General features: G+C 69.6%; 14 protein-coding genes. 9 read left to right on the forward strand and 5 right to left on the reverse strand.

The genetic code is table 11. The features are described from left to right. Window positions 1-279: 279 nt before the first annotated feature. The 4 genes from FXO19_RS18265 to FXO19_RS18280 all read right to left on the reverse strand — a co-directional run bounded on the left by FXO19_RS18265 (window position 280) and on the right by FXO19_RS18280 (window position 6,676). A complete protein-coding gene (locus FXO19_RS18265; protein ID WP_149196551.1) occupies window positions 280-3,570 on the reverse strand; it encodes an ankyrin repeat domain-containing protein in 3,291 nt (1,096 codons plus the stop codon). Then, window positions 3,563-3,835, reverse strand: coding sequence for a YcgL domain-containing protein (locus FXO19_RS18270; RefSeq protein WP_149196552.1), 273 nt, complete (start codon window positions 3,833-3,835; stop codon window positions 3,563-3,565). The genes FXO19_RS18265 and FXO19_RS18270 overlap by 8 nt, the downstream gene beginning before the upstream one ends. A 274-nt stretch (window positions 3,836-4,109) precedes the next feature. Beyond that, window positions 4,110-5,123: a cytochrome d ubiquinol oxidase subunit II gene (gene cydB / locus FXO19_RS18275; protein ID WP_187775849.1), complete on the reverse strand. Its 1,014-nt coding sequence runs from the start codon at window positions 5,121-5,123 to the stop codon at window positions 4,110-4,112. Window positions 5,124-5,269: 146 nt separating this feature from the next. Next, window positions 5,270-6,676, reverse strand: a complete 1,407-nt coding sequence (locus FXO19_RS18280) for a cytochrome ubiquinol oxidase subunit I (RefSeq protein ID WP_149196554.1) — start codon at window positions 6,674-6,676, stop codon at window positions 5,270-5,272. Between the two features lie 329 nt (window positions 6,677-7,005). Here FXO19_RS18280 and FXO19_RS18285 point away from each other — a divergent pair, with 329 nt between their 5' ends. From FXO19_RS18285 to FXO19_RS19345, 4 genes are all read left to right on the forward strand, one after another. Beyond that, a complete protein-coding gene (locus FXO19_RS18285; RefSeq protein WP_149196555.1) occupies window positions 7,006-9,381 on the forward strand; it encodes a S9 family peptidase in 2,376 nt (791 codons plus the stop codon). Window positions 9,382-9,571: 190 nt separating this feature from the next. Beyond that, window positions 9,572-10,483, forward strand: coding sequence for an oxygen-dependent coproporphyrinogen oxidase (gene hemF / locus FXO19_RS18290; protein ID WP_149196556.1), 912 nt, complete (start codon window positions 9,572-9,574; stop codon window positions 10,481-10,483). A 103-nt stretch (window positions 10,484-10,586) separates the two neighbouring features. Beyond that, window positions 10,587-10,835 (forward strand): hypothetical protein, encoded by a 249-nt coding sequence (locus FXO19_RS18295; RefSeq protein WP_149196557.1) that lies wholly within the window; start codon window positions 10,587-10,589, stop codon window positions 10,833-10,835. Between the two features lie 126 nt (window positions 10,836-10,961). Further along, the gene (locus FXO19_RS19345; RefSeq protein WP_187775848.1) at window positions 10,962-11,138 is read left to right on the forward strand and encodes a hypothetical protein; all 177 of its coding nucleotides are present in this window, start codon (window positions 10,962-10,964) and stop codon (window positions 11,136-11,138) included. Between the two features lie 13 nt (window positions 11,139-11,151). On the opposite strand, the gene uvrD is transcribed toward FXO19_RS19345, so the two are convergent. Next, window positions 11,152-13,338, reverse strand: coding sequence for a DNA helicase II (uvrD, locus tag FXO19_RS18300; protein WP_149196558.1), 2,187 nt, complete (start codon window positions 13,336-13,338; stop codon window positions 11,152-11,154). A 483-nt stretch (window positions 13,339-13,821) separates the two neighbouring features. Here uvrD and FXO19_RS18305 point away from each other — a divergent pair, with 483 nt between their 5' ends. The 5 genes from FXO19_RS18305 to FXO19_RS18325 all read left to right on the forward strand — a co-directional run bounded on the left by FXO19_RS18305 (window position 13,822) and on the right by FXO19_RS18325 (window position 21,806). Beyond that, window positions 13,822-16,842 carry a TonB-dependent receptor gene (locus FXO19_RS18305; RefSeq protein ID WP_149196559.1) on the forward strand — a complete coding sequence of 1,007 codons (3,021 nt, stop codon included), beginning with the start codon at window positions 13,822-13,824 and terminating at the stop codon, window positions 16,840-16,842. Window positions 16,843-16,972: 130 nt separating this feature from the next. Continuing rightward, window positions 16,973-17,683 carry a SapC family protein gene (locus FXO19_RS18310; RefSeq protein WP_149196560.1) on the forward strand — a complete coding sequence of 237 codons (711 nt, stop codon included), beginning with the start codon at window positions 16,973-16,975 and terminating at the stop codon, window positions 17,681-17,683. Continuing rightward, complete coding sequence (locus FXO19_RS18315) at window positions 17,667-18,686, forward strand: cupin-like domain-containing protein (protein WP_149196561.1); 1,020 nt, start codon at window positions 17,667-17,669, stop codon at window positions 18,684-18,686. The genes FXO19_RS18310 and FXO19_RS18315 overlap by 17 nt, the downstream gene beginning before the upstream one ends. A 9-nt stretch (window positions 18,687-18,695) precedes the next feature. After that, window positions 18,696-20,219, forward strand: a complete 1,524-nt coding sequence (locus FXO19_RS18320; RefSeq protein ID WP_149196562.1) for a tryptophan halogenase family protein — start codon at window positions 18,696-18,698, stop codon at window positions 20,217-20,219. Between the two features lie 24 nt (window positions 20,220-20,243). Continuing rightward, window positions 20,244-21,806, forward strand: coding sequence for a sodium/sugar symporter (locus FXO19_RS18325; protein ID WP_149196563.1), 1,563 nt, complete (start codon window positions 20,244-20,246; stop codon window positions 21,804-21,806). Window positions 21,807-22,546 lie beyond the last annotated feature (740 nt).

A 22,546-nucleotide genomic window follows, 5' to 3' on the forward strand; every position in this document is an offset into this window, starting at 1 on the left:
TCGACCGCGAGTCTAGCAGGAGGGCGGCGCGTTCCCGAAGCGCTTTTCCGGCGCTGGATGAGCGCTTCCCGGATCTGGATCACGCGGTAAGGCCGTTTGATCGCCCCCCTTTGAAAAAGGGGGGTTGGGGGGATTTGCTCGGCGCCCGACCAACCGACAGCAACAGCAAATCCCCCTCAATTCCCCTTTTTCAAGGGGGGAAGACAAGCGCGAAAGAACGCGGGACCCAAGCGCTATCCGCGTTGATCCACGCTCATGCTGTCGAAAGAGATAAAGCGCTCAGCGCGGCTCGCGCAGGAACCGCGCCATCGACACGCCCGGCTGGGTCTGGGTCGGTGCCAGTTCCGCGGCGACGTCGACGAAGCCGCGCATCACCGCGATCTCGCGCGGGGTGCGGTTGAGGGCGTCGCGCAGGTCGGGATCGGCGCCGGCGCGCAGCAGCCGGCGGGTGAGCTGCAGCAGGCCGTGCAGCGCGGTCAGGTGCAGGGGACCGAAGCCGCGGGGGTCCTGGGCTTCCAGCGCCACTTCCTCATCGAGCAGGTGACCGAGTCCTTCCAGCACCACCTCTTCATCGCAGGCGGTGCCGGGCTCGGCGCGCGCGCCGAGCAGCAGCAGCAGCGGGGTGACGCCGCCGGCGGCCGGCGCGTCGACCTCGGCGCCGGCCAGCAACAGGGTGTCGAACAACGCCAGCAGGCGCGGACGGTCGCGGCAGGTGAAGCCGTACAGCGCCGCGCAGTGCAGCGGGCCCAGCCCCTGCGCATCGGTGGCGTGGACGTTGGCCCCGGCGGTGAGCAGGCGCGCGCACAGGTCGGGCAGGCCGAGCGCGGCGGCCAGCATCAGCACGGTGACCTCGCCCGGCAGGCGCTGTTCGAGCCGGGCGCCGGCATCGAGCAGGCGATCGACGATTTCGCCCTGGCGCATGCTCACCGCCGCCGACAGCGCGGTGGCGCCGGTGTGGGCGGCGTATTGCGGATCGGCGCCGCGCGCCAGCAGCAGGTCGACCGCGGCGCGATGCCCGCCGCCGGCCGCGCGCAGCAGCGCGGTGCAGCCCTGGCTGTCGGGGGTGTCGACCGCGAAGCCGAGGTCGAGCAGGCGGCGCAGCGCATCGGCGTCGCCGACGATCGCCGCAGCCGGCAGGTCGGCCGCCTGCAACGCACGCCCGGGCAGCGGCCAGCCGCGCCAGTCGAGCCAGTCGGCGAGGTCGCGGCGCCCGCCGGACAGCGCGACGCCCAGCGGCGTCTGCCCGTCGGCGGCGCGCACGTCGGGGGTCGCGCCGTGCCGCACCAGGGTCTTGAGCGCGGCTTCGCGCCCCAGCGCGGCACACAGGTGCAGGGCGGTCATGCCGTGGCTGTCGCGGGCATCGAGATCGACGCCGACCGCGATCAGCCGGTCCATCAACCGGGTCCAGCCCAGGCGCACCGCCAGCGCCAGCGGCGGATCGCCGGTTTCGGCGGCGGCGAAGGGATCGGCGCCGCGCTCGAGCAGCTCCAGCGCCAGCTGCTCCAGCCCGCGCCCGGCCTGTTCGCTGTGCGCGCAGGCGGCGAGGAAGCGTGCCAGGCCGCCAGCGCCGGCGGGCGACACGTTACGGCGCAGCATCGCCTGCAGGGCATCGACCGCGTCCGGCCCCCGCGCCAGCAGGCGGAAGATCGCGCTGTCGGCGAATCCGTCGCGGACCTCCGGGTCGGCGCCGTGCGCGAGCAGCCAGTCGATGCGCTCGGCCGACAGCGGCGCCTGTTCGTCGAGCAGCAGGCCGCCAAGCTCCTGCGGGCCGAGCAGCTGCAGCAGGGCATCGAGATTGTCGTAGCGGCCGGCGCGCAGACTGTCGCGCAGCAGCGACAGCGGCGCGCGATCCGGCACCTCGGTTTCGCCGGCCTCGGGCAGGATGCTGGCCGGCAGCGCGTAGTCGGGATCGAGCAGCGCCACCAGCGACCAGCGCCCAGCCGCCGCGGCATGATCGACCGGGCGCCGGCCGTCGGCATCGGCCGCCTGCGGGTCGGCGCCGAGTTCGAGCAGGCGCCGCACCAGCGGCGGCGACGGCGTCTCCGCCAGGCAGGCGAGCGTCAGCGCGCCGCGGCCGGCGCCATCGACGGCGTCGATCTCCGCCTGCGCCGCGACCAGTGCCTCCAGCGTCGACAGGCGACCGCCGCGAGCGGCGTCGAGCAGCGGCGTGCGGCTCTGCGCATCGCGCGCCTGCACCTCGGCGCCGGCGGCCAGCAGGGTCGTCGCGATCTCGGCATGGCCGGCGAACGCGGCCTCGTGCAGGGCGCTGCGGCCGTTGCGGTCGCGGGCGACGGCCTTGGCCTTGTGCTTGAGCAGCAACTGCACGCCGGCGACGTCGTCCTCCTCGCCGCCGGCGGCGGCCAGCAGCGCCGGCGTACCGGTGCCGGAGTCGGCATGCGCGCCGCGCTCGAGCAGGAATCGCGCCAGGCGCCAGTTGCCGACGCTGCAGGCGACCCCGAGCGGCGTCAGCCCGTCGGCGTTGACCGCATCGAGCTCGGCGGCGGCGTCGCGCAGCAGCGCGGCGACCCCGGGGTCGGAACTGCGCGCGGCGTGGTGCAGCGGGGTATTCCCATCGGCATCGGTGGCACGCGGGTCGGCGCCGTTGGCGAGCAGGGTCATCACCGCCTCGGGACGGCCGTGCCAGCTGTCACGCGTCGCCGCCAGCAGCGGCGTCAGGCCGGCGTGGACGGCATTGAGATCGACGCCCCGCGCGATCAACGCGCGCAGCAGGCGCAAGTCCGGCAGCACCGCCGCCAGCACCGGCAGACTGCGCTGGTCGCGCTGCTCCGGCGCGGGCAGGCCGTGCGGATCGGCGCCGAGATCGAGCAGCTCCAGCGCGCGGTCGACGCGTCCGCCGCGGGCGGCGGTGTATAGCGCGACGTCCAGATCGCCTTCGGGCACGTCGTCGGCAGCGGCGACGGCCGGACCCGGCATCTCCACCACCGCCATCGGCAATTGCGCCGCCGGCGCCAGCCGCTGCAGCAGCCAGTGCGCGCCCGGCCAGAGTCCAACCCCCGCGATCGCGAGCGCCCAGCGCGCCGGCGGCGGCAGCACGCCGGGCCAGGCCAGCAGCAGCGTGGCCGCCAGCACCACCGCCACGCTCAGCGCCAGCACTGCCCCGCGCAGCGCCGAGGCATCGTGGTCCGCCAGTCCGCGCCAATGCCGTGGCAATCCGCCGCCGTCGCGCTCGAGCGCGTGCCACAGCGGCCACAGCCGCCACAGGCCGATGGTGCAGATGCCAGCCATCGCGCTCACCCCGAGGGCGGCGCCGAGCGTGCCGCCCTGGCGCAATGCCGACAGCGGCCAGGCCAGCAGCAATGCGCCCGCGGCCAGCGCGATTCCCCACAGCGCCAGCAGGCCGAGGACCTCGCGGCGCAGCGCCGACGGCGCCATCGTGTTCGCCGCCGGGCCGGTCCCGCGCCACCAGCGTATCGCCAGCGCGAACGCCGGCTGCGCCAGCCACATGCCCAACGCGGCGGCGGCGCCGCCGAATCCGGCGATCAGGCTGAGGACGGCTCCGGAAACGAACGCAAGGGCGGCGCGCTGGCGCGGGCGCTGCGGATCAGGCATCGGTGCCCCAGTCCTCGGTCATCGGATCGCCGGCGACCGAGGGCGGCAACTGCAGATGGAAACCGCGCAGCGCCAGGTGCTCGCGCACCGCATTCACATCCTCACGCGCCAACTTGCGCTCCGGGGTCAGGGCGACGTCCAGCACGAACTGCAGCGTGCCCAATCGCTCGCGCAGCGCGCCGGGCAGTCGCGAGAAATCATCGCGTGCGGCGAGATAGACATAGGTGTCGGCCTTGCGCAGGCTCTTGTAGACGTAGGCGTGCATGGCCCGGGAAAACAGCTGAATCCAGACGATTGTGCTTTAAAAGCCGGGATTGGGGAATGGGGAGTCGGGAATCGAGGCTGAGAATGGGGAATCGGGAATCGAAAGAGCCTGGTCGCGCTGCTCGTCGTAGGCTGGGATCCGGATTGCCGTTGGCTGAAAGGCAACTTCAGGAGCAACTGCAAGACCAAGATGGGTACCGGCTTGCGCCGAGATGGTGAGCAAGAGCAGTCACGCTCTTTCGATTCCCGATTCCCGATTCCCGATTGCCGGCTCCTCAGTGATACCCGGCATCCGCCTCGATCTTGCCGCGGAACACGTGGTAGGACCATGCGGTATAGCCGAGGATCATCGGCAGCAGCACCACCAGGCCCACCAGCACGAAGCCCTGCGAGGAAGGCGGCGATGCCGCTTCCCAGATGCTGAGGTCGGGCGGCACGATGTTCGGCCAGATGCCCAGCACCAACCCGGCGAAGCCCAGCACGAAGAAGCTCAGGGTGAGCAGGAAGGGCGTCGCGTCGCGGCCCTCGCGCATCGTCGCGCGCCACAGCCAGAAGACGTTCGCCAGCGCCAGCAGCGGGACCGGCGACAGCCACCAGAAATTCCCGTCCTCGAACCAGCGCGCCATGATCCGCGAATCCAGGAACGGCAGCCAGGCGCTGACCAGGCCCATGAACGCGGCCACCACCAGCACCAGCGGCCGGGTCAGAGTGCGCGCGATCTGCTGCATGCGGCCGCCGGTCTTGAGGATCAGCCAGGTGCTGCCGAGCAGCGCGTAGCCGAACACCACCGCCACCCCGGTCAGCATCGAGAACGGGCTGAACCAGGCGAAGGCGCCGCCGATGTAGCGGCCTTCCTGCAACGGCATGCCCTCGACCAAGGCACCGAGGATCACGCCCTGCGCGAACGCGGTGAACATCGAGCCGAGTGCGAACGCCGCGCCCCAGAACGGCTTGCCCCGCCGCGCCTTGAAGCGGAACTCGAACGCCACGCCGCGGAACACCAGCGCGATCAGCATCAGCAGCACCGGCAGGTACAGCGCCGAGAGCACCACCGCGTAGGCGCGCGGAAACGCCGCCAGCAATCCGGCGCCGCCGAGCACCAGCCAGGTCTCGTTGCCGTCCCAGATCGGCGCTGCGGTGTTCATCATGTGGTCGAGCTGGCCGCCGTCCTCGGCGAACGGCGCCAGGATGCCGAGGCCGAGCACGAATCCATCCAGCAGCACGTACATCAGCACGCCGAAGCCGATCACGCCGAACCAGAGAATGGGCAGCCAGAACTCCATCGCGATCTCCCTAAACACTCATCTTTGCAACGACGCATCCTCAAGACGGACCGAGCGGCCATCCCTGACGCAGCCGCCACGGCTCCGGAAACCCACGCTCGGCCATCCCTGGCCGGGCGTTCGGGGCGCAGCCGATGCCGACAGGGCATCGGCTAGGCGCGGCCCTCACCCTCCATCGGCTCGTCCGCTGCCGAGATCGGCCGCATCGGCGTCTTCTCGCCGGCCTCGGTGTCCGGTGATTCCTCGAAGTGCTGCGGACCGGTGCGCACCATCTTGACGATGTAGCCGCCGCCGGCGCCGAACACCACCGCATACGCCACCACGAACGCCGTCAGCGAGGCCACCACGCTGCCGGCGCCGATGTCGCTGACCGCGTCCGCGGTCCGCAGCAGCCCGTAGATGACATACGGCTGACGCCCGATCTCGACCACGATCCAGCCGGCCACCACCGCGACGAACCCGGCGAGCGTCATCAGCCGCCAGCCATCGAGCAAACGGGGCGACTCATACAGCGTGCCGCGTCGCAGCTTCCACACCGACCACAGCGCCAGCGCCAGCATCGCCAGGCCGATGCCCACCATGATCCGGAACGCGAAGAACACCGGCGTCACCGGCGGCCGCTCGTCGGCCGGCACCGCGGTCAACGGCTGCACCTCGCCGTCCCAGCTGTGGGTCAGGATCAGGCCGCCCAGGCGCGGGATCGCGACTTCGTAGTCGTTGCGCTCCGCCTCGGCATTGGGCAGCGCGAACACCACGAACGGGGTGCCGGTCCCGGGCGGCCCCTGTTCCCAGTGCGCCTCCATCGCCGCGACCTTGGTCGGCTGGTATTCGCTGGTCTTCAGCCCGTGCAGGTCGCCGACCAGGATCTGCGCCGGTACCGTGATCGCCGCGAATATCGCCGCCAGCTTCAGCATCCTGCGTCCGGCTTCGACATACTCGCCGCGGCGCAGGTAGCGCGCGCCGACCCCGCCGATCACGAAGCAGGTGGTGATGAACGCCGCCAGCACCATGTGCGCCAGCCGGTACGGGAAGGAGGGGTTGAAGATCACCTCGCGCCAGCTGGCCGGGTGGAAGACGTCGCCGACCATCTCGTAGCCGGCCGGGGTATGCAGCCAGCTGTTGGCGGAGATGATCCAGAATGTCGAGATCAGCGTGCCGAGCGCCACCATGCAGGTGGCGAGGAAGTGCAGCTTCTCCGGCACCTTGCGCCAGCCGAACAGCATCACGCCGAGGAAGGTGGCCTCGAGGAAGAACGCGGTCAGCACCTCGTAGGAGAGCAGCGGCCCGAGGATGTTGCCGGCGCGCTCGCTCAGCACCGACCAGTTGGTGCCGAACTGGAAGCTCATCACGATGCCCGACACCACGCCCATGCCGAACGAGACCGCGAAGATCTTCAGCCAGAAGAAGTACAGGTCGCGCCAGACCGTTTCGCGCGTGCGCAGCCAGCGCCATTCCAGGAACGCCAGCCAGCTCGACAGGCCGATCGTGAACGCCGGAAACAGCACATGGAAGGAAATCACGAAGCCGAACTGGATCCGCGACAGCAACAGGGCGTCCACGCTCGCTCCACGGCAACGGTTCGGGTGTGGCGCCATTGTGCACCGGCCCGTGTCAAGGACGGGTGCGACCGATGGTCGCAGCGGTCGCCCGGCACGGCGTTCCACACGCGCAATCTCCGGAAACGAGACCTCCGTCGCGGCGAGCGCCGGTTCCGACTGGTAAATCTGCACCCACAGGGATCCTCCGGAAGACCGGGACAGGGAAGTACGCAGGGGCGCATCGCGCCCCTGCCTCGTTCCAGGCCCTAGCGCACGGCATGACCTGTGGCCCAGCCGGCCGCGCGGACGGACTGCTACCCTGCGGCGGTTTGCATCGCCACGAGGGCGCCATGATCCGATCGCTGCCGCTGTTCCTGCTGCTGCCCCTACTGCTGTTCGCCACCGCCACCGCCGCCGCACAACCGGCGCAACCGCTCACGATGGAGCGGATCATGGCCGACCCGGACTGGATCGGACCGCCGGTGGAACAGGCCTGGTGGTCGTGGGACGGCCAGCACGCCTACTACTCGCTCAAGCGCGACGGCAGCGACATCCGCGACACCTATCGCCAGGCGATCTCCGGCGGCGAGGCGGCCCTGATCGACGGTGCCGCGCGCGCCGCGCTCGACGGCCTGCAGCCGGTCTACGATGCCACCCGCGCGCGCGCGGCCTTCATCCGCGACGGCGACGTCTTCGTGCGCGACCTGCGCAGCGGCGCGTTGACCCAGCTCACCCGCAGCGACGAGCGCGCCGCCTCGCCACGCTGGAGCGACGACGGTGCGCTGGTGTGGCGCATCGGCGACGACCGCTGGTTCCGCTGGACCGCGCGCGACGGCATGACCGAGGCCGCGGTCCTCAAGGCCGAGGACGCCCCGGGCAAGCCGCCGAAGCCCGACGCGCTGCGCGAGCGCCAGCTACACCTGTTCGAGACGCTGCGCACCGAACGCGAACGCCGCGAGGCGCAGCGCCTGCAGGAACAGAGCTGGCGTCGCGCCGATCCCACCCGCGCCCCGGAACCGGTCTATCTGGGCAAGGACGTGGAGATCGCCGCCAGCGCACTGTCGCCCGACGGCCGCTGGCTGCTGGTCGCGACCCACGCCAAGGACGCCGACAAGGGCCAGGACGGCAAGATGCCGAAGTACGTCACCGAGTCCGGGTACGAGGAATTCGAGGACGTGCGCACCCGCGTCGGCCGCGACGATCCGCTGCCGCAGACCTTCTGGCTGGTGGACATGGCCGACGGCGAGCCGCGCAAGCTCGACCTCTCGGGCCTGCCCGGCATCGATGGCGATCCGCTCGCCGACCTGCGCAAGACCGCGGGCAAGCAGCCGCTGGAGGGGCTGCGCGCGGTACGCCTCGAAGACGCGGGCCCCGAGGCGATGCAGTGGAACGGCGACAGCCGCCAGGCGGCGCTGATGCTGCACGCGGTCGACAACAAGGACCGCTGGCTGGTGACGCTCGAGCCGACCGACGCGACCGTGCGCACCCGCCACCGCCTGACCGACGCCGCCTGGATCAACTGGGGCTTCAACGCATTCGGCTGGATGCCCGACAACCGCACGCTGTGGTTCCTGTCCGAGCAGAGCGGCTGGTCGCACCTGTACCTGAGCGACGGCGGCCGCGCGCGCGCGCTCACCTCCGGCCGCTGGGAGTCCTCGGAGCCGGTGCTGGCGGCCGACGGCCGCGGTTTCCTGTTCCTCTGCAACCGCGAACGCCCCGGCGACTACGAGGTCTGCACGGTGCCGGCCGACGGCGGCGAAGTGCGCGAGATCACCGCCCTCGACGGCGTCGAGGGCTTCACCGAATCGCCCGACGGCACGCGCCTGCTGGTGCGCCATTCGGAGAGCTACGTGCCGCCGCAGCTGGCGGTGGTCGGCGTCGACGGCGGCGGTTATCGCGCCCTCACCGACACCCGCAAGGACGAATACCGCGCGTACCGGTGGCTGCAGCCCGAATACGTGCAGGTCCCGTCGCAGCACGGCGCCGGGACCGTCTGGGGCAAGTACTACGGGCCGGCGGATCCGGAGCCCGGGCGCGAGTACCCGGTCGTGCTGTTCGTGCACGGCGCCGGCTACCTGCAGAACGTCAGCGACCGTTATCCGAACTATTTCCGCGAGCAGATGTTCCACAACCTGCTGGTGCAGAACGGCTACATCGTGCTCGACCTCGACTTCCGCGCCTCGGCCGGCTACGGCCGCGACTGGCGCACCGCGATCTACCGGCAGATGGGCCACCCGGAACTGGAGGACTACCTCGACGGCATCGACTGGATCGTCGAGCAGAAGCAGGGCGATCGCGACCGCGTCGGTATCTACGGCGGCAGCTATGGCGGCTTCATGACGTTCATGGCGCTGTTCCGCGAGCCGGGCACGTTCAAGGCCGGCGCCGCGCTGCGCCCGGTCACCGACTGGACCCAGTACAACCACGCCTACACCGCCAACATCCTCAATACCCCGGAGCTCGACCCCGAGGCCTACCGAAAGTCCTCCCCGATCGATTACGCCGACGGGCTGCAGGACCACCTGCTGATCGCCCACGGCATGATCGACGACAACGTGTTCTTCAAGGACTCGGTGATGCTGACGCAGCGGCTGATCGAGCTGCGCAAGGACAAGTGGGAGATCGCCCCCTACCCGCTGGAGCGGCATGCCTTCCAGCACGCCGACAGCTGGTACGACGAATATCGCCGGATCTTCGAACTGTTCGAGCGGGCGTTGAAGGACTGAAGCCCGCCTCCCGTAGGAGCGCGCCATGCGCGCGATGCCGCGGGCATCGCGCCGCCCGCAAGTTCCGCTGACCTGCGCACCTGCCGGTCCAGAATCGCGGCATCCACCGGATTCTGCCGGCACCCGCGGCATCGCGCGCATGGCGCGCTCCTACGGACGGGACGTGCCGTCGCCCGCCTACAATGCGCGGATGGACGAAATCGAAATCGTACGCGACTACCTGACCGGGCTGCAGGAGCGGATCTGCGCCGCCGTCGAAGCCGCCGATGGCGGCGCCTGTTTCACGGTAGATGCCTGGACCCGTGCCGAAGGTGGAGGCGGCCGCACCCGGGTGCTGCGCGAAGGCGCGGTGTTCGAGCAGGCCGGGGTCGGATTCTCCGACGTTTCCGGCAGCGCGCTGCCGCCGTCGGCGAGTGCGGCGCGGCCGGAGCTGGCCGGCGCGTCCTGGCGCGCGGTGGGCGTGTCGCTGGTGCTCCACCCGCGCAATCCCTACCTGCCGACCACGCACGCCAACGTGCGTCATTTCCGCGCGCAGCGCGACGGCCAGACGGTGGCCTGGTGGTTCGGCGGCGGCTTCGACCTGACGCCGTTCTATCCGTTCGACGAGGACGTGCTGCACTGGCACCGCAGCGCGCGCGCGATCTGCGAACCGTTCGGCGGGCAGGTGCGCTACGACGCGCACAAGCGCTGGTGCGACGAGTACTTCTTTCTCAAGCACCGCGGCGAGACCCGCGGCGTCGGCGGCCTGTTCTTCGACGACCTGCACGACGACTTCGAACGCGACTTCGGCTACCTGCGCGCGGTCGGCGACGGCTTCCTCGAGGCCTACCTGCCGATCGTCGAACGCCGCCGCGACACCCCCTATGGCGAGCGCGAGCGTGCGTTCCAGCTGTACCGGCGCGGGCGCTACGTCGAGTTCAACCTGGTCTGGGACCGCGGCACGCTGTTCGGGCTGCAGTCGGGCGGGCGCACCGAGTCGATCCTGATGAGCCTGCCGCCGCTGGCGCGCTGGGAATACGGCTACGCGGCGGAGCCCGGCAGTGCCGAGGCGCGGCTGGCGGACTACCTGCGCCCGCGCGACTGGCTGCGCGAACCGGGCTGAGCGGGTCCGCGATCCCTCCCTGCCAGCTGCGCGCGCCAGCATCGGTTCACCCCGCCTAGCCGGCCGATCGCGACAATGACCCCTTCCCGCACGGAGACCTGCCATGTCCGGTCGCGAACGCCGCGCCCGCAAGGACACCCCCGAGACGGCGGAACTGCGGGCCGGCCTTACCCCGGCGCAACAGGCCGCGCTGCCGACCCTGGAGCAGTTCGGCTGGACACTGCGCTTCGTGCGCCGGCCGCTGTTCCAGGATCCGGTGCCGGTGCTGTTCGACCGGACAGGCGAGCGCTGGGTGGTGTTGCGAGCCGATGGATCGCTCGACGAGGCGCCGGGGTTCCAGCTGCGCGAATGAGCGGCCCGGGAGGCACGCCCGGCCGTCGTCCCCGGACCCGCACATATGCCCGCCGTTCAGCCGAATGGCATGTCCATCACGCGGCGACGGCTACGATGCGCGCTGTCCCACTCCTGGAGCAGGCGCATGTCGTCGTTCGCGATCTACGTGCTCGGAATGCTGGTCCTGATCGGGGGTCTGGCCTATGGCGCGTTCTTGGCCGGGCTGGCACCGCATTGGATCATGGTCGGGGTGATCGTGCTGCTGGGCATCGGCATCGTCAGCGCGGTATCGAAGACGCGCGCCAAGGATCCCCCCGCCTGAACCGAACGCCGGCTCAGGCCGGCTGCAGGTTGGCGTAGGCCAGCACCAGCCATTTGCTGCCGACGTCGTCGAAGTTGACCTGCACCCGCGCGTGCGCGCCGCTGCCCTCGATGTCGGTGACCACGCCGGCGCCGAACTTCGCATGCGTCACGTTCTGCCCGAGCCGCAGGCCCGGGCTCTCGTCGACCAGGGCATGGCCACGGTTGCGCCTGGGCGCCGCCGCGAACGCCGGCCGCGACACCTGCACCCGCGGACGCACCTCGTGCAGCAGCGGCGCCGGGATCTCGCGCAGGAACCGCGACGGCACGCCGTACATGTCCTGGCCGTGCAGGCGCCGTGCCTCGGCATAGGTCAGCACCAGCTTCTGCCGCGCGCGGGTGATGCCGACGTAGGCCAGGCGGCGCTCCTCCTCCATGCGCCCGGCCTCGTCGGCCGAACGCTGGTTCGGGAACAGGCCCTCTTCCATGCCCGCCAGGAACACCAGCGGGAATTCGAGGCCCTTGGCGCTGTGCAGGGTCATCAGCTGCACGCCGTCCTCGCCGGCCTGGGCCTGGCCCTCGCCGGCCTCGAGCGCGGCGTAGGCGAGGAAGGCGACCAGCTCGGTCAGCGCCGCCGACTCCTCGTCGTCGCTGCGGACGAAGCGCGACGCGACCGACACCAGTTCGTCGAGGTTGTCGGTGCGCGATTCGGAATCCAGGCCGCCGCGGCTCTCCTTCGACCAGTGCTCGCGCAGGCCGGAACGCACCAGCACGTGGTCGATCTTGTCCGGCAGCGGCAGGGCGTCGACCTCGCCGGCGAGCGTATCGATCAGCCCATGGAACCCCGCCAGCGCGTTGCGCGCGCGCGCGGTCACCACGGCGGCCTGCGCGATCCGCAGCGACGCGTCCCACAGCGACAGGCCCTCGCCGCGCGCCGTACGCCGCACCTCGTCCAGGGTGCGCTCGCCGATGCCGCGCGTGGGCGTGTTGACCGCGCGCTCGAACGCGGTGTCGTCGCCGCGGTTGGTCACCAGCCGCAGGTAGGCCAGGGTGTCCTTGATCTCGGCGCGCTCGAAGAAGCGCACGCCGCCGTAGACGCGGTACGGGATCTGCCCGGCCACCAGCTGCTCTTCCAGCGCACGCGATTGCGCATTGCTGCGGTAGAGCACCGCGCAGTCGCCGTAGCTGCCGCCGTCGCGCACCCACTGCTCGACGCGCTCGACCACGAAGCGTGCTTCGTCGATCTCGTTGTACGCCGCGTACAGGTCGACCGGATCGCCTTCGCCGCTGTCGGTCCACAGGCGCTTGCCGAGGCGATCGGGATTGTGCGCGATCACCGCGTTGGCGGCGTCGAGGATGTTGGCGCTGGAGCGGTAGTTCTGCTCCAGGCGGATGGTGCGCGCCCCGGGAAAGTCCTGAAGGAACTTCTGCACGTTCTCGACCTTGGCGCCGCGCCAGCCGTAGATCGCCTGGTCGTCGTCGCCAACCACGAACACCTGGCCGGTCTCGCCCGCCAGCACCCGCACGAAGGCGTACTGGATGCTGTTGGTGTCCTGGAACTCATCGACCAGCAGCTGGCCGAAGCGCTGCCGGTAGTGCGCCAGCAGCGCCGGGCCGTCGCGCAGCAGCTCGTGCGCGCGCAGCAGCAGCTCGGCGAAGTCGACCAGGCCGGCGCGGTCGCAGCGCTCCTGGTACAGCGCGTAGCTGCGCCGCATCACGTCGGCCCACTCGTCGTCGCCGGACTGGATGTGCTGCGGGCGCCGGCCCTCGTCCTTCTGCGCGTTGATCCACCAGGCGATTTGCCGCGGCGGGAAACGCGCCTCCTCCAGCTCCAGCTGCTGCGCCACCCGCTTGACCAGGCGCAGCTGGTCGTCGCTGTCGAGGATCTGGAAGCCTTCCGGCAGCTTCGCGTCCTGCCAGTGCAGGCGCAGCAGGCGATGGGCGAGGCCGTGGAAGGTGCCGATCCACAGGCCGCGACTGCCGTGGCGCAGCAGCGCGCCGGCGCGGTGGCGCATCTCGCCGGCGGCCTTGTTGGTGAAGGTGACCGCGAAGATGCCGTGCACCGGCACGCCGTGGACCTCGTTGAGCCAGGCGATACGGTGGGTCAGCACGCGGGTCTTGCCGGAACCGGCGCCGGCCAGCACCAGGTAGTGCCCGGCGGGCGCCGACACGGCCTCGCGCTGGGCCGCGTTGAGGCCGTCGAGCAAATGCGAAACATCCATCGACGCATTTTACGCCACGGCCTGCCCGGCTCCGCCGCGCGGCATGCATCCGGTGCGAAAGCGCACGGTCGCGCCAGCCGTACGCGCCATGCCCGAGGCCTGCGATGCATCGGCAGCCGACAGGTCTCCGGAAGCGCGCAGCCGCGCTTCCGCTCTGATGCGGCGTCGGTGCGATCGGGCACGTGCACCGGGCATGTCCGTGCCGTCGCCTGGGCGTCATCTCGATAGCGCAAACCTGCCGGGCGGTGGCGACGCGCGTTGCGGCGGCGTGCACCACGGCCCGCACGGTGCCGGGCGATTTTAGCTGCAGTGCAACATGTCCACAGGAAAAACCGCTGCTGCCAGAACGGCTGCCGCGGGCTTGGGCCCACCCCGGTTGACAACGCTGTCAATTGCACGTGCAATCGGTCCACGCAGTCGGGCCGGCTGGCGCTCGCCCGCAGCAGAACATCAGACGATCCGCGACCCTGGGGAGGGAAATGCATGAACCATCACGTTCCGAGACGGCGGCTGTTGACGTCCGCCCTGTTGCTGGCACTCGCCCATCCGGTCGCGGCGCAGGTGGCCGCCGAGGATCCCGACGATCCGGCCGGGCGCACCGGGGAGACGGATCCCAGCACGCTCGACACCATCGTGGTCACCGGCATCCGCGGCAGCCTGATCTCGTCGATGAACCTCAAGCGCGACGCCCAGGGCGTGGTCGACGGCATCGTCGCCGAGGACATCGGCAAGTTCCCGGACACCAACCTGGCCGAGTCGCTGCAGCGCATCAGCGGCGTGTCGATCGATCGCGTCAACGGCGAGGGCGAGAAGGTCACGGTGCGTGGCGTCGGCCCCGACTTCAACCTAGTGCTGCTCAACGGCCGGCAGATGCCGGTCTCGCGCACCGGCCCCGGGGGCGCCGGCGTGTCCAACTCGCGCGCCTTCGACTTCGCCAACCTGGCCTCGGAAGCGGTCTCGGAAATCGAGGTCTACAAGACCAGTCGCGCCAGCACGCCCACCGGCGGCATCGGCGCCACCATCAACATCAAGACCGCGCGCCCGCTGGACAATCCCGGCTTCGTCGGCAATGTCGGCATGAAGGCGGTGCACGACACCTCGAACGGCAACCTGCCGAAATCACTGCAGGGCGACGACTTCACCGGCGAGATGTCGGCGATCTTCAGCAACACCTTCGCCGACGGCAAGTTCGGCATCGGCTTCAGCGGCAGCTATCAGGAACGTGACTTCGGCTTCAGCCAGGCCTCGGTGGCCAATGGCTGGTACCGCTTCGCGGGCGACGACGACAACAGCTGGAACCGACTGCCGCTCCCCGGCGAGGACGGCTACGAGGACATCACCAACCGCCCCGGTCCGGACGACATCTACTCGCGTCCGCAGAACTTCGGCATGAGTGTCAACGGCGTGCAGCGGCAGCGCAGCAATGGCCAACTGGTGCTGCAGTACGCGCCGACCGAGCGTGTCACCGCCACGCTCGACTACACCTATGCCGAGCACAAGGTCCAGCAGCAGCGCAACGAGCTTTCGGTCTGGTTCAACTTCGGGCCGAGCACGTCCTCCTGGACCGACGGCCCGATCGCGGCACCGATCATCTATTCCGAGCACCTGACCTACAACGCCGACGGCCAGCCGCAGTACACCGACCTGTCGATGGGCGGCGCCAAGTTCGCGACCAGGAACGAGAACAACTCGCTCGGCTTCAACGTCGAATGGGAAGTGACCGACGCGCTCGATCTCGAATTCGACTATCACGACTCCAGCGCCGAATCCACGCCCGACAGCCCTTATGGTTCGGCGGGCGTGCTGGGCGTGGCGGCCTTCATCCGCGGCACCACCACCGTCGACTTCAGCCACGACTTCCCCGTCCTGACCGTCGGTTACCCGGACGGTGTTGCCCAGGTCGACCCCTCCCGGGCCCTGGTGACCGGCTCGGTATTCCATAACAGCCGGACCCGCTCGGACCTCGAACAGGGCCAGATCAACGGCCGTTTCGAGTTCGGCGATTATTCGGGGCTCGATTTCGGCGTCTCCTCCACCGAAGTCGAAAATCGCACCGCGTACGGCTTCATGCAGCGCGACACGTGGGGCGGGGTCGGCTCGCCGGCCGACTATCCCGACGACCTCTGGCAGCTCGACGGGATGGGGGACTACTTCGAGAGCTTCGGCAGCCATGACGATCCGCGCTTCACCGACGGCTTCCTGGTGTTCGACTTCGAACGGCTGCGCGACCACGTCGCCGCCCTGACCGGCCGCGAGGACTGGTACCGGGCCCCGGACGCGTTTTCGCGCGACCTGCGCACCACCGAAAAATCGCGCAGCGCTTACCTGCAGTGGGACACCAGCTTCGAATGGGTGCTGCCGGTACGCGTGGCCGCAGGCGTGCGCTACGAGGAAACCGAGGTGGTGTCGTCGGCAGTCGTGCCGGAGGCCACCGGCATCGTCTGGGGCTCCGCCAACGAATTCACCCTGCAGTTCGGCGAGCCGCAGCTCGAGACGCTGGAGGGTAAGTACGACTACTGGCTGCCCAGCCTCGACGTGGCCGTGGACCTGAGCGACAGCATGATCCTGCGCGGCAGTTACGGCCAGAGCATCGGCCGCCCGGGATGGGAACAGATCCAGGGCGGCCTGAACCTGGACACCATCGTCCGCGTCACCGGCGGCACGGGAAACATCGGGGATCCGACCCTGGAGCCATTGCTGTCGGACAACTTCGACCTGTCGTTCGAGTGGTACTACGGCGAGTCGAGCTACTTCTCGGTCGGCTACTTCCGCAAGAACATCGACAACTACATCGGCACCGTGCGCATCGATACGCCGTCCGACCTGCACACCCCGGTGGGCGGCGCCTACTGGAACAACGCGCTCGCCTCCGGCTGCGCGGCCAGCGACATGGTGTGCATCCGCAACTACATCTTCACCAACCATGACGGCGATCCCGGCGTCGTCCGCGCCGGGACCGACGACCAGGGCAATGCCACCGGCACGATCGAGGGCCTGCCGGGCGATCCCACCGCCAACTTCGCGATCACCTCGCCGGCCAACCAGCGCTCGGCGTCCCTGGACGGATGGGAACTGAACCTCCAGCACGTGTTCGCGCAAAGCGGGTTCGGCGTGTCGGCGAACTACACGATCGTCGACTCCAGCCTGACCTACGACGACTACAGCCTCGGCGAGCAGTTCGCGCTGGAGGGTCTGAGCGACTCGGCGAACCTCGTGGCGTTCTACGACAAGGGACCGTGGCAGGTGCGCGCGGCCTACAACTGGCGCGACAAGTTCCTCTCCGGCAGGTTCGACGGCCAGGGGCCGAACCCCAACTACACCGAAGCCTATGGCCAGCTCGACCTGAGTGCCGGCTATGCGTTCTCGGACAACTTCACGGTGCAGCTGGAGGCAATCAACCTCACCGACGAGACCGTGCGCATCCACGGCCGGCACAAGAACCAGCTGCTGTACGCCACCCAGACCGGGCCGCGCTACATGCTCGGGTTCCGCTACAAGTTCTGAAGCGCGTGCACCGCCCAATCGGCGCACGCGCCTGGCCAACGACGGTGGGGATCGGCCGACGGTATGCTTGCCGGACATCACGCGCCGCCCTGCCCACGGCGGGAAGGGCGGACGCGTGCAGGCCCAGGACATGACCCGCCACGTTCCGCTCAACGTCGTCGACCACCGCAACCTGCGCGTCGATCCCGCGCGCGGCGATGCGCTTGGGGATGCGGTGATGTTCGCGCCGACCTTCCCGGCCGAGTTCCGCAACGTCCAGGCGCACTACCCGATCGTGTTCCATCGGCAACGGGACGGCGGCTTGCAACCACTGGCCCTGTTCGGCCTGCAGCGGGGCCACAACCTGTTTCTCGACGGCGACCACTGGGACGCCGCCTACCTGCCACTGGCGATGGAGCGACAGCCGTTCCTGATCGGAAGCGCCGACGACGAGCCGACGGTGCACATCGACCTGGACAGCCCGCGCGTGGGCACGACCACGGGCGAGCCGCTGTTCCTCGAACACGGCGGCAACGCCCCGTTGCTGGAGCGTGTCCGCTCCGTACTGAAGACACTGCACGCAGGCCTGCAGGCCACGCCTGCGTTCTGCACGGCATTGGAGCGCCACGACCTGCTCGAACCGTTCGTGCTGGACGCGCAGTTGCACGACGGCACCACGCATCGCCTCTCCGGATTCCATGTGATTCACGAAGAGCGGCTGCGCGCGCTGCCGGAGGACGTGGTGGCCGGGCTGCATCGCGGCGGTCACCTGGAAGCGGCCTACATGGCGATCGCCTCCATGTCGCGGTTCCGCGACCTCATCGACCGTAGCAACCGGCGTCGCAATGCCTCCGCCCATTGAACCCATCGCCGAGCTGCACGACGTCGATCCGCAGGCGTTGCCGGATGCGGTGCTCAATGGCGACCAGCCGATGGTGTTGCGCGACGTGGCCAGGCACTGGCCGCTGGCGGAAGCGGCGCGTGATTCCGCGACCACGGCCGTGGACTACCTGCGGCGCTTCGAGCGTCGGGACGCGCCGCCGGTGGTGGCGACCGTGGGTCCGCCGGAAATAAACGGCCGCTTCGGCTACGACGCCGGGCTGACCGGCTTCAACTTCCGCCAGGAGCACGTCCCCCTGGATGTGGTCCTGAAGACCCTGCTCAAGTACGCCCAGGACCCGGCGCCGCCGGCGATCTATGTCGCCTCCACCACCATCGATACCTGGCTGCCCGGGCTGCGCGCCGAGAACGATCTCGACCTCGGCGGTCGCGAGCCGCTGGCCAGCATCTGGATCGGCAATCGCACCCGCGTGGCCGCGCACCAGGACGTGCCCGACAACCTGGCCTGCGTGGCCGCCGGCCGGCGCCGGGTGACGCTGTTTCCGCCGGAGCAGCTGGCCAATCTCTATGTCGGCCCGCTCGACTTCACGCCGGCCGGGCAGCCGATCAGCCTGGTGGACCCGGCGGCGCCGGACCTCGAGCGCTTCCCGCGCTTCGCGCACGCGCTGCATCACGCACGCGTGGCCGAGCTGGCGCCCGGCGATGCCGTCTTCATCCCGAGCATGTGGTGGCACCACATGGAGGCGCTGGAGCCGTTCAACGTGCTGGTCAACTACTGGTGGCGCCAGACGCCGGCGTGGATGGACACGCCGATGAACGCGCTGATGCTCGCCCTCATGACCGTGCGCGACCTGCCGCCGGCGCAGCGCGCGACCTGGCAGGAGGTCTTCCGCCATTACGTGTTCGAGCCTGGCGAGGAAACCGCCGGGCATATCCCGGAGAACGCCCGGCGCGTGCTCGGGCCGCTGGACGAAACCCGTGCCCGCGAACTGCGCGCGCGCCTGCTGCAACGACTCAACCGCTAGGGGAACGCCTTGGAAGCAACGGCTTCGACTCAGGCCGGGCGCGGACCGGTCAGGCGCGTGGTCATCGCCGGCGGCGGCACCGCCGGCTGGATGGCCGCGGCGGCGCTGTCGCGCACGCTCGGCAAGGGCCTCGACATCCGTCTGGTCGAATCCGAGCAGATCGGCACCGTCGGCGTCGGCGAGGCCACCATTCCCACCCTGGTCACCTTCCATCGCCTGCTCGGGATCTCCGAGCAGGCGTTCATGGCCGCCGCGCAGGGCACGATCAAGCTGGGGATCGCGTTCGAGAACTGGCGCGAGCGCGGCCACCGCTACATCCATTCCTTCGGCACCTCCGGCAAGGACCATTGGAGCGCCGGCTTCCAGCACTTCTGGCTGCGCGCGCGCGAGCGCGGCCTGGCCGACGGCTACGAGGCGTATTGCCTGGAATCGCGTGCGGCCGAAGAGGAGCGCTTCGCACACCTGCCGCGCAACGGCGTCAACTATGCCTATCACATGGACGCCGCCGGCTACGCCCGCTTCCTGCGCGGCTTCGCCGAGGGCCACGGCGTGAAGCGCATCGAGGGCAAGATCGCGCGGGTCCGCATCGATCCGGACTCCGGCGACATCGCCAGCCTGGTGCTCGAGGACGGCAGCCAGCTCGAGGGCGACCTGTTCATCGACTGCACCGGCTTCCGCGCGCTGCTGATCGGCCAGGCCTTGCGGGTCGGCTTCGAGGACTGGTCGCACTGGCTGTTCAACGACAGCGCCTTCGCGGCGCAGACCACGGCCGTGCGCCCGCCGGTGCCCTACACCCGCGCGATCGCCGGCGAGTCCGGCTGGCAGTGGCGCATCCCGCTGCAACACCGGGTCGGCAACGGCATCGTCTATTCGAGCCAGTACGTGGACCAGGAACAGGCGCTCGCGGCGTTCACCTCGAGCATCGAGGGCGAACTGATCGCCAAGCCCTGGCACCTGCGTTTCCGCCCGGGTCGGCGCCTGAAGTGCTGGCACCGCAACTGCGTGGCGCTGGGGCTGGCCGGCAGCTTCATCGAGCCGCTGGAATCGACCACCATCCACCTGATCCAGCGCGGCATCATGCACCTGCTGCGCTGCTTCCCCGCGGTGATCGTGCAAGAGGACATCGATGCCTACAACCGCCAGGTGGACGCCGAAGTCGAGCACGTGCGCGACTTCGTGGTGATGCACTTCAACCTCACCGAGCGCCGCGACACGCCGTACTGGGAGGCATGCCGGCTGATGGAGATCCCGCCCTCATTGCGCCAGCGTATCGAGCTGTTCCGCGAGACCGGCAAGGTGTTCCACGTGCCCGGCGAACTGTTCGGCGAGAACTCCTGGATCCAGGTGATGCTCGGCCAGGGCGTGATGCCACGGCGGCACCATCCGGCCGCCGGCCTGATGGGCGACGAGGAGCTCGCGCGCTTCCTCGGCGACATCCGCTCCCGGGTCGAGCACACCCTCGAGCAGTTGCCGGCGCACCAAGCGTACCTGCAGTCGTATTGCCCGGCGCCAGCGCCATCCCGCCCTGTCTGATCCTGCCATCCCGGAGACGATCGCATGACCCTTTCCACCCTCGACGCCAGCATCGTGCTGGTCTACCTGGCCGGCATCTTCATTCTCGCGCAATGGGTCTCACGCGAACGCGCGGGGCACAAGAAGTCCGCGCAGGATTACTTCCTCGCCGGCAGGGCCCTGCCGTGGTGGGCGATCGGCGCGTCGCTGATCGCGGCCAACATCTCCGCCGAGCAGATCATCGGCATGTCGGGTTCCGGATTCGCGATCGGCCTGGCCATCGCCTCCTACGAGTGGATGGCGGCGGCAACGCTACTGATCGTGGCCAAGTACTTCCTGCCGATCTTCCTGCGCAACGAGATCTACACGATGCCGCAGTTCCTGGAGCGGCGCTACGGCAGCCGGATCCGCACGCTGATGGCGGTGTTCTGGCTGGGGCTGTACGTGTTCGTCAACCTGACCTCGATCCTGTGGCTGGGCTCGCTGGCGATCTCGTACGTGGCCGGGATCGACCAGACCACCGCGCTGCTGTGCCTGGCGGCGTTCGCGCTGGCCTACCAGATCTACGGCGGCCTGAAGGCGGTGGCGCTGACCGACATCGTGCAGGTCACGCTGCTGGTGCTTGGCGGATTGCTGCTGGTCGGCATCGCCATGGACCGCCTCTCCGACGGCGCCGGCGTGCTGGCCGGGTTCGAGCGGCTGCGCACCGAGATTCCCGGCCACTTCCACATGATTCTCTCGCCCGATCACCCGTTCTACAAGGACCTGCCGGGCCTGAGCGTGCTGCTCGGCGGCATGTGGGTGATGAACATCAGCTACTGGGGCTTCAACCAGTACATCATCCAGCGCGCGCTGGCGGCCAAGAGCCTTGGCGAGGCGCAGAAGGGCGTGCTGTTCGCCGCGTTCCTGAAGCTGCTGATGCCGGTGATCGTGGTGCTGCCGGGCCTGGCCGCGGTGCTGCTGGCGCCGGACCTGCCGCGTCCCGATGCCGCCTATCCGGCGATGATGTCGCTGCTGCCGGTCGGGGTGCTGGGCGTGGTGTTCGCAGCGTTGATCGCGGCGATCGTGTCCTCGCTGGCGTCGATGACCAATTCCATTTCCACCATCTTCACGCTCGATTTCTACACCCGGCTGGGTCGCGAACACAGCCAGCGGCAGATCGTGCGCACCGGGCGCATCACCGCGGTGGTGGCGATGCTGCTGGCGGTGCTGGCGGCGCGGCCGCTGCTGGGCAGCTTCGACCAGGCGTTCCAGTACATCCAGGAATACACCGGCTTCTTCACGCCGGGCATCGTGACGATCTTCCTGCTCGGCCTGTTCTGGAAGCGCGCCAACGAGGCCGGCGCGATGGCGGCGGCGATCGGCTCGTTCGTGCTCTCGGTGGTGTTGAAGCTGGCCTGGCCGGCCCTGCCGTTCATCGATCGCGTCGGCCTGGTGTTCCTGCTGGCGACCGCGCTCGCGGTGGCGGTGTCGCTGTTCACGGCGCGTGCGCCGGACAAGGACTTCATCCACACCGAAGACGTGCGCTACGCCACGTCCTCCACCTTCAACATCGGTGCATTCGCGGTGGTCGCGATCCTGGTGGCGCTGTACGCGAGCTTCTGGTGATGCGGGTGTTCTAGCGGCTGCGGTGTTGTGCTGCCGAAGCCGGAGAGTCCTCCGAGCTCGAAGCAGAAGCTTCGGCAGGCCGCGCGGGAGCGGGCGCCGCGGCGCGGGGATCGCTCCGCCCTTCCGTCCGGCCATCCATGGCCGGAGTCAGGGCCGCAGACCATCCCTGGTCTGCTCTCCGCGACCCCCACACCACGACGCCCGCAGCCGCTCTGGCCGGCTTCGAAAGAGCACGACGCCGGAAGAAAAGTTTCTTCGCGAGATTCATGCGGTGTAGCGATAACAACAGCCAAAGCAAATCCCCGCAGTTCTCCTCTTTGGCGTGGAAGTAACGCGAGAGCAATTTCGTATGCCGGATGCTTCCTCTCCCGCTTGCGGGGTGAGGGCGCTTTTGGCGAGATGCTAAGAGCGCCCTCATCCGCCCCCCGACTAAAACACTCGGGGGCAGGCTCTTCGGGCACCTTCTCCCGTAAACGGGAGAAGGGATTCGCTCTAGCTGAAGCATCGGTGCCGATCTGTGGTGTTGAAGAAACCAGCAACACAAAATCGCCGGTGCGGCGTCCGGGCCGGGGTATGCGGATAGCAGGCCATGGGTGAGCACGGGCCGCTTGCGCGGCACTGCCGCGCGGCCTGTGCGAACGCCCGGCGCGCTGCGCCGGGCCGGACCGGGCCGCGTAGCGGCACGGGCCTGCGGCGGCGAGTCCGCCATGGATGGCGGACCGAGCCGGGGAGCATGCCCC

This window comes from Luteimonas suaedae, assembly GCF_008312895.1.
GTDB lineage: Bacteria > Pseudomonadota > Gammaproteobacteria > Xanthomonadales > Xanthomonadaceae > Luteimonas > Luteimonas suaedae.

Bases quoted from the DNA above. Each gene is read 5' to 3' on its own strand.
- FXO19_RS18295 (WP_149196557.1), top strand. From the start codon at position 10,587: ATGTCCGGTCGCGAACGCCGCGCCCGCAAGGACACCCCCGAGACGGCG.
- FXO19_RS18305 (WP_149196559.1), top strand. From the start codon at position 13,822: ATGAACCATCACGTTCCGAGACGGCGGCTGTTGACGTCCGCCCTGTTG.
- uvrD (WP_149196558.1), bottom strand. From the start codon at position 13,338: ATGGATGTTTCGCATTTGCTCGACGGCCTCAACGCGGCCCAGCGCGAG.
- hemF (WP_149196556.1), top strand. From the start codon at position 9,572: ATGGACGAAATCGAAATCGTACGCGACTACCTGACCGGGCTGCAGGAG.
- FXO19_RS18270 (WP_149196552.1), bottom strand. From the start codon at position 3,835: ATGCACGCCTACGTCTACAAGAGCCTGCGCAAGGCCGACACCTATGTC.
- FXO19_RS18325 (WP_149196563.1), top strand. From the start codon at position 20,244: ATGACCCTTTCCACCCTCGACGCCAGCATCGTGCTGGTCTACCTGGCC.
- FXO19_RS19345 (WP_187775848.1), top strand. From the start codon at position 10,962: ATGTCGTCGTTCGCGATCTACGTGCTCGGAATGCTGGTCCTGATCGGG.
- FXO19_RS18265 (WP_149196551.1), bottom strand. From the start codon at position 3,570: ATGCCTGATCCGCAGCGCCCGCGCCAGCGCGCCGCCCTTGCGTTCGTT.
- FXO19_RS18310 (WP_149196560.1), top strand. From the start codon at position 16,973: ATGACCCGCCACGTTCCGCTCAACGTCGTCGACCACCGCAACCTGCGC.
- FXO19_RS18315 (WP_149196561.1), top strand. From the start codon at position 17,667: ATGCCTCCGCCCATTGAACCCATCGCCGAGCTGCACGACGTCGATCCG.
- FXO19_RS18285 (WP_149196555.1), top strand. From the start codon at position 7,006: ATGATCCGATCGCTGCCGCTGTTCCTGCTGCTGCCCCTACTGCTGTTC.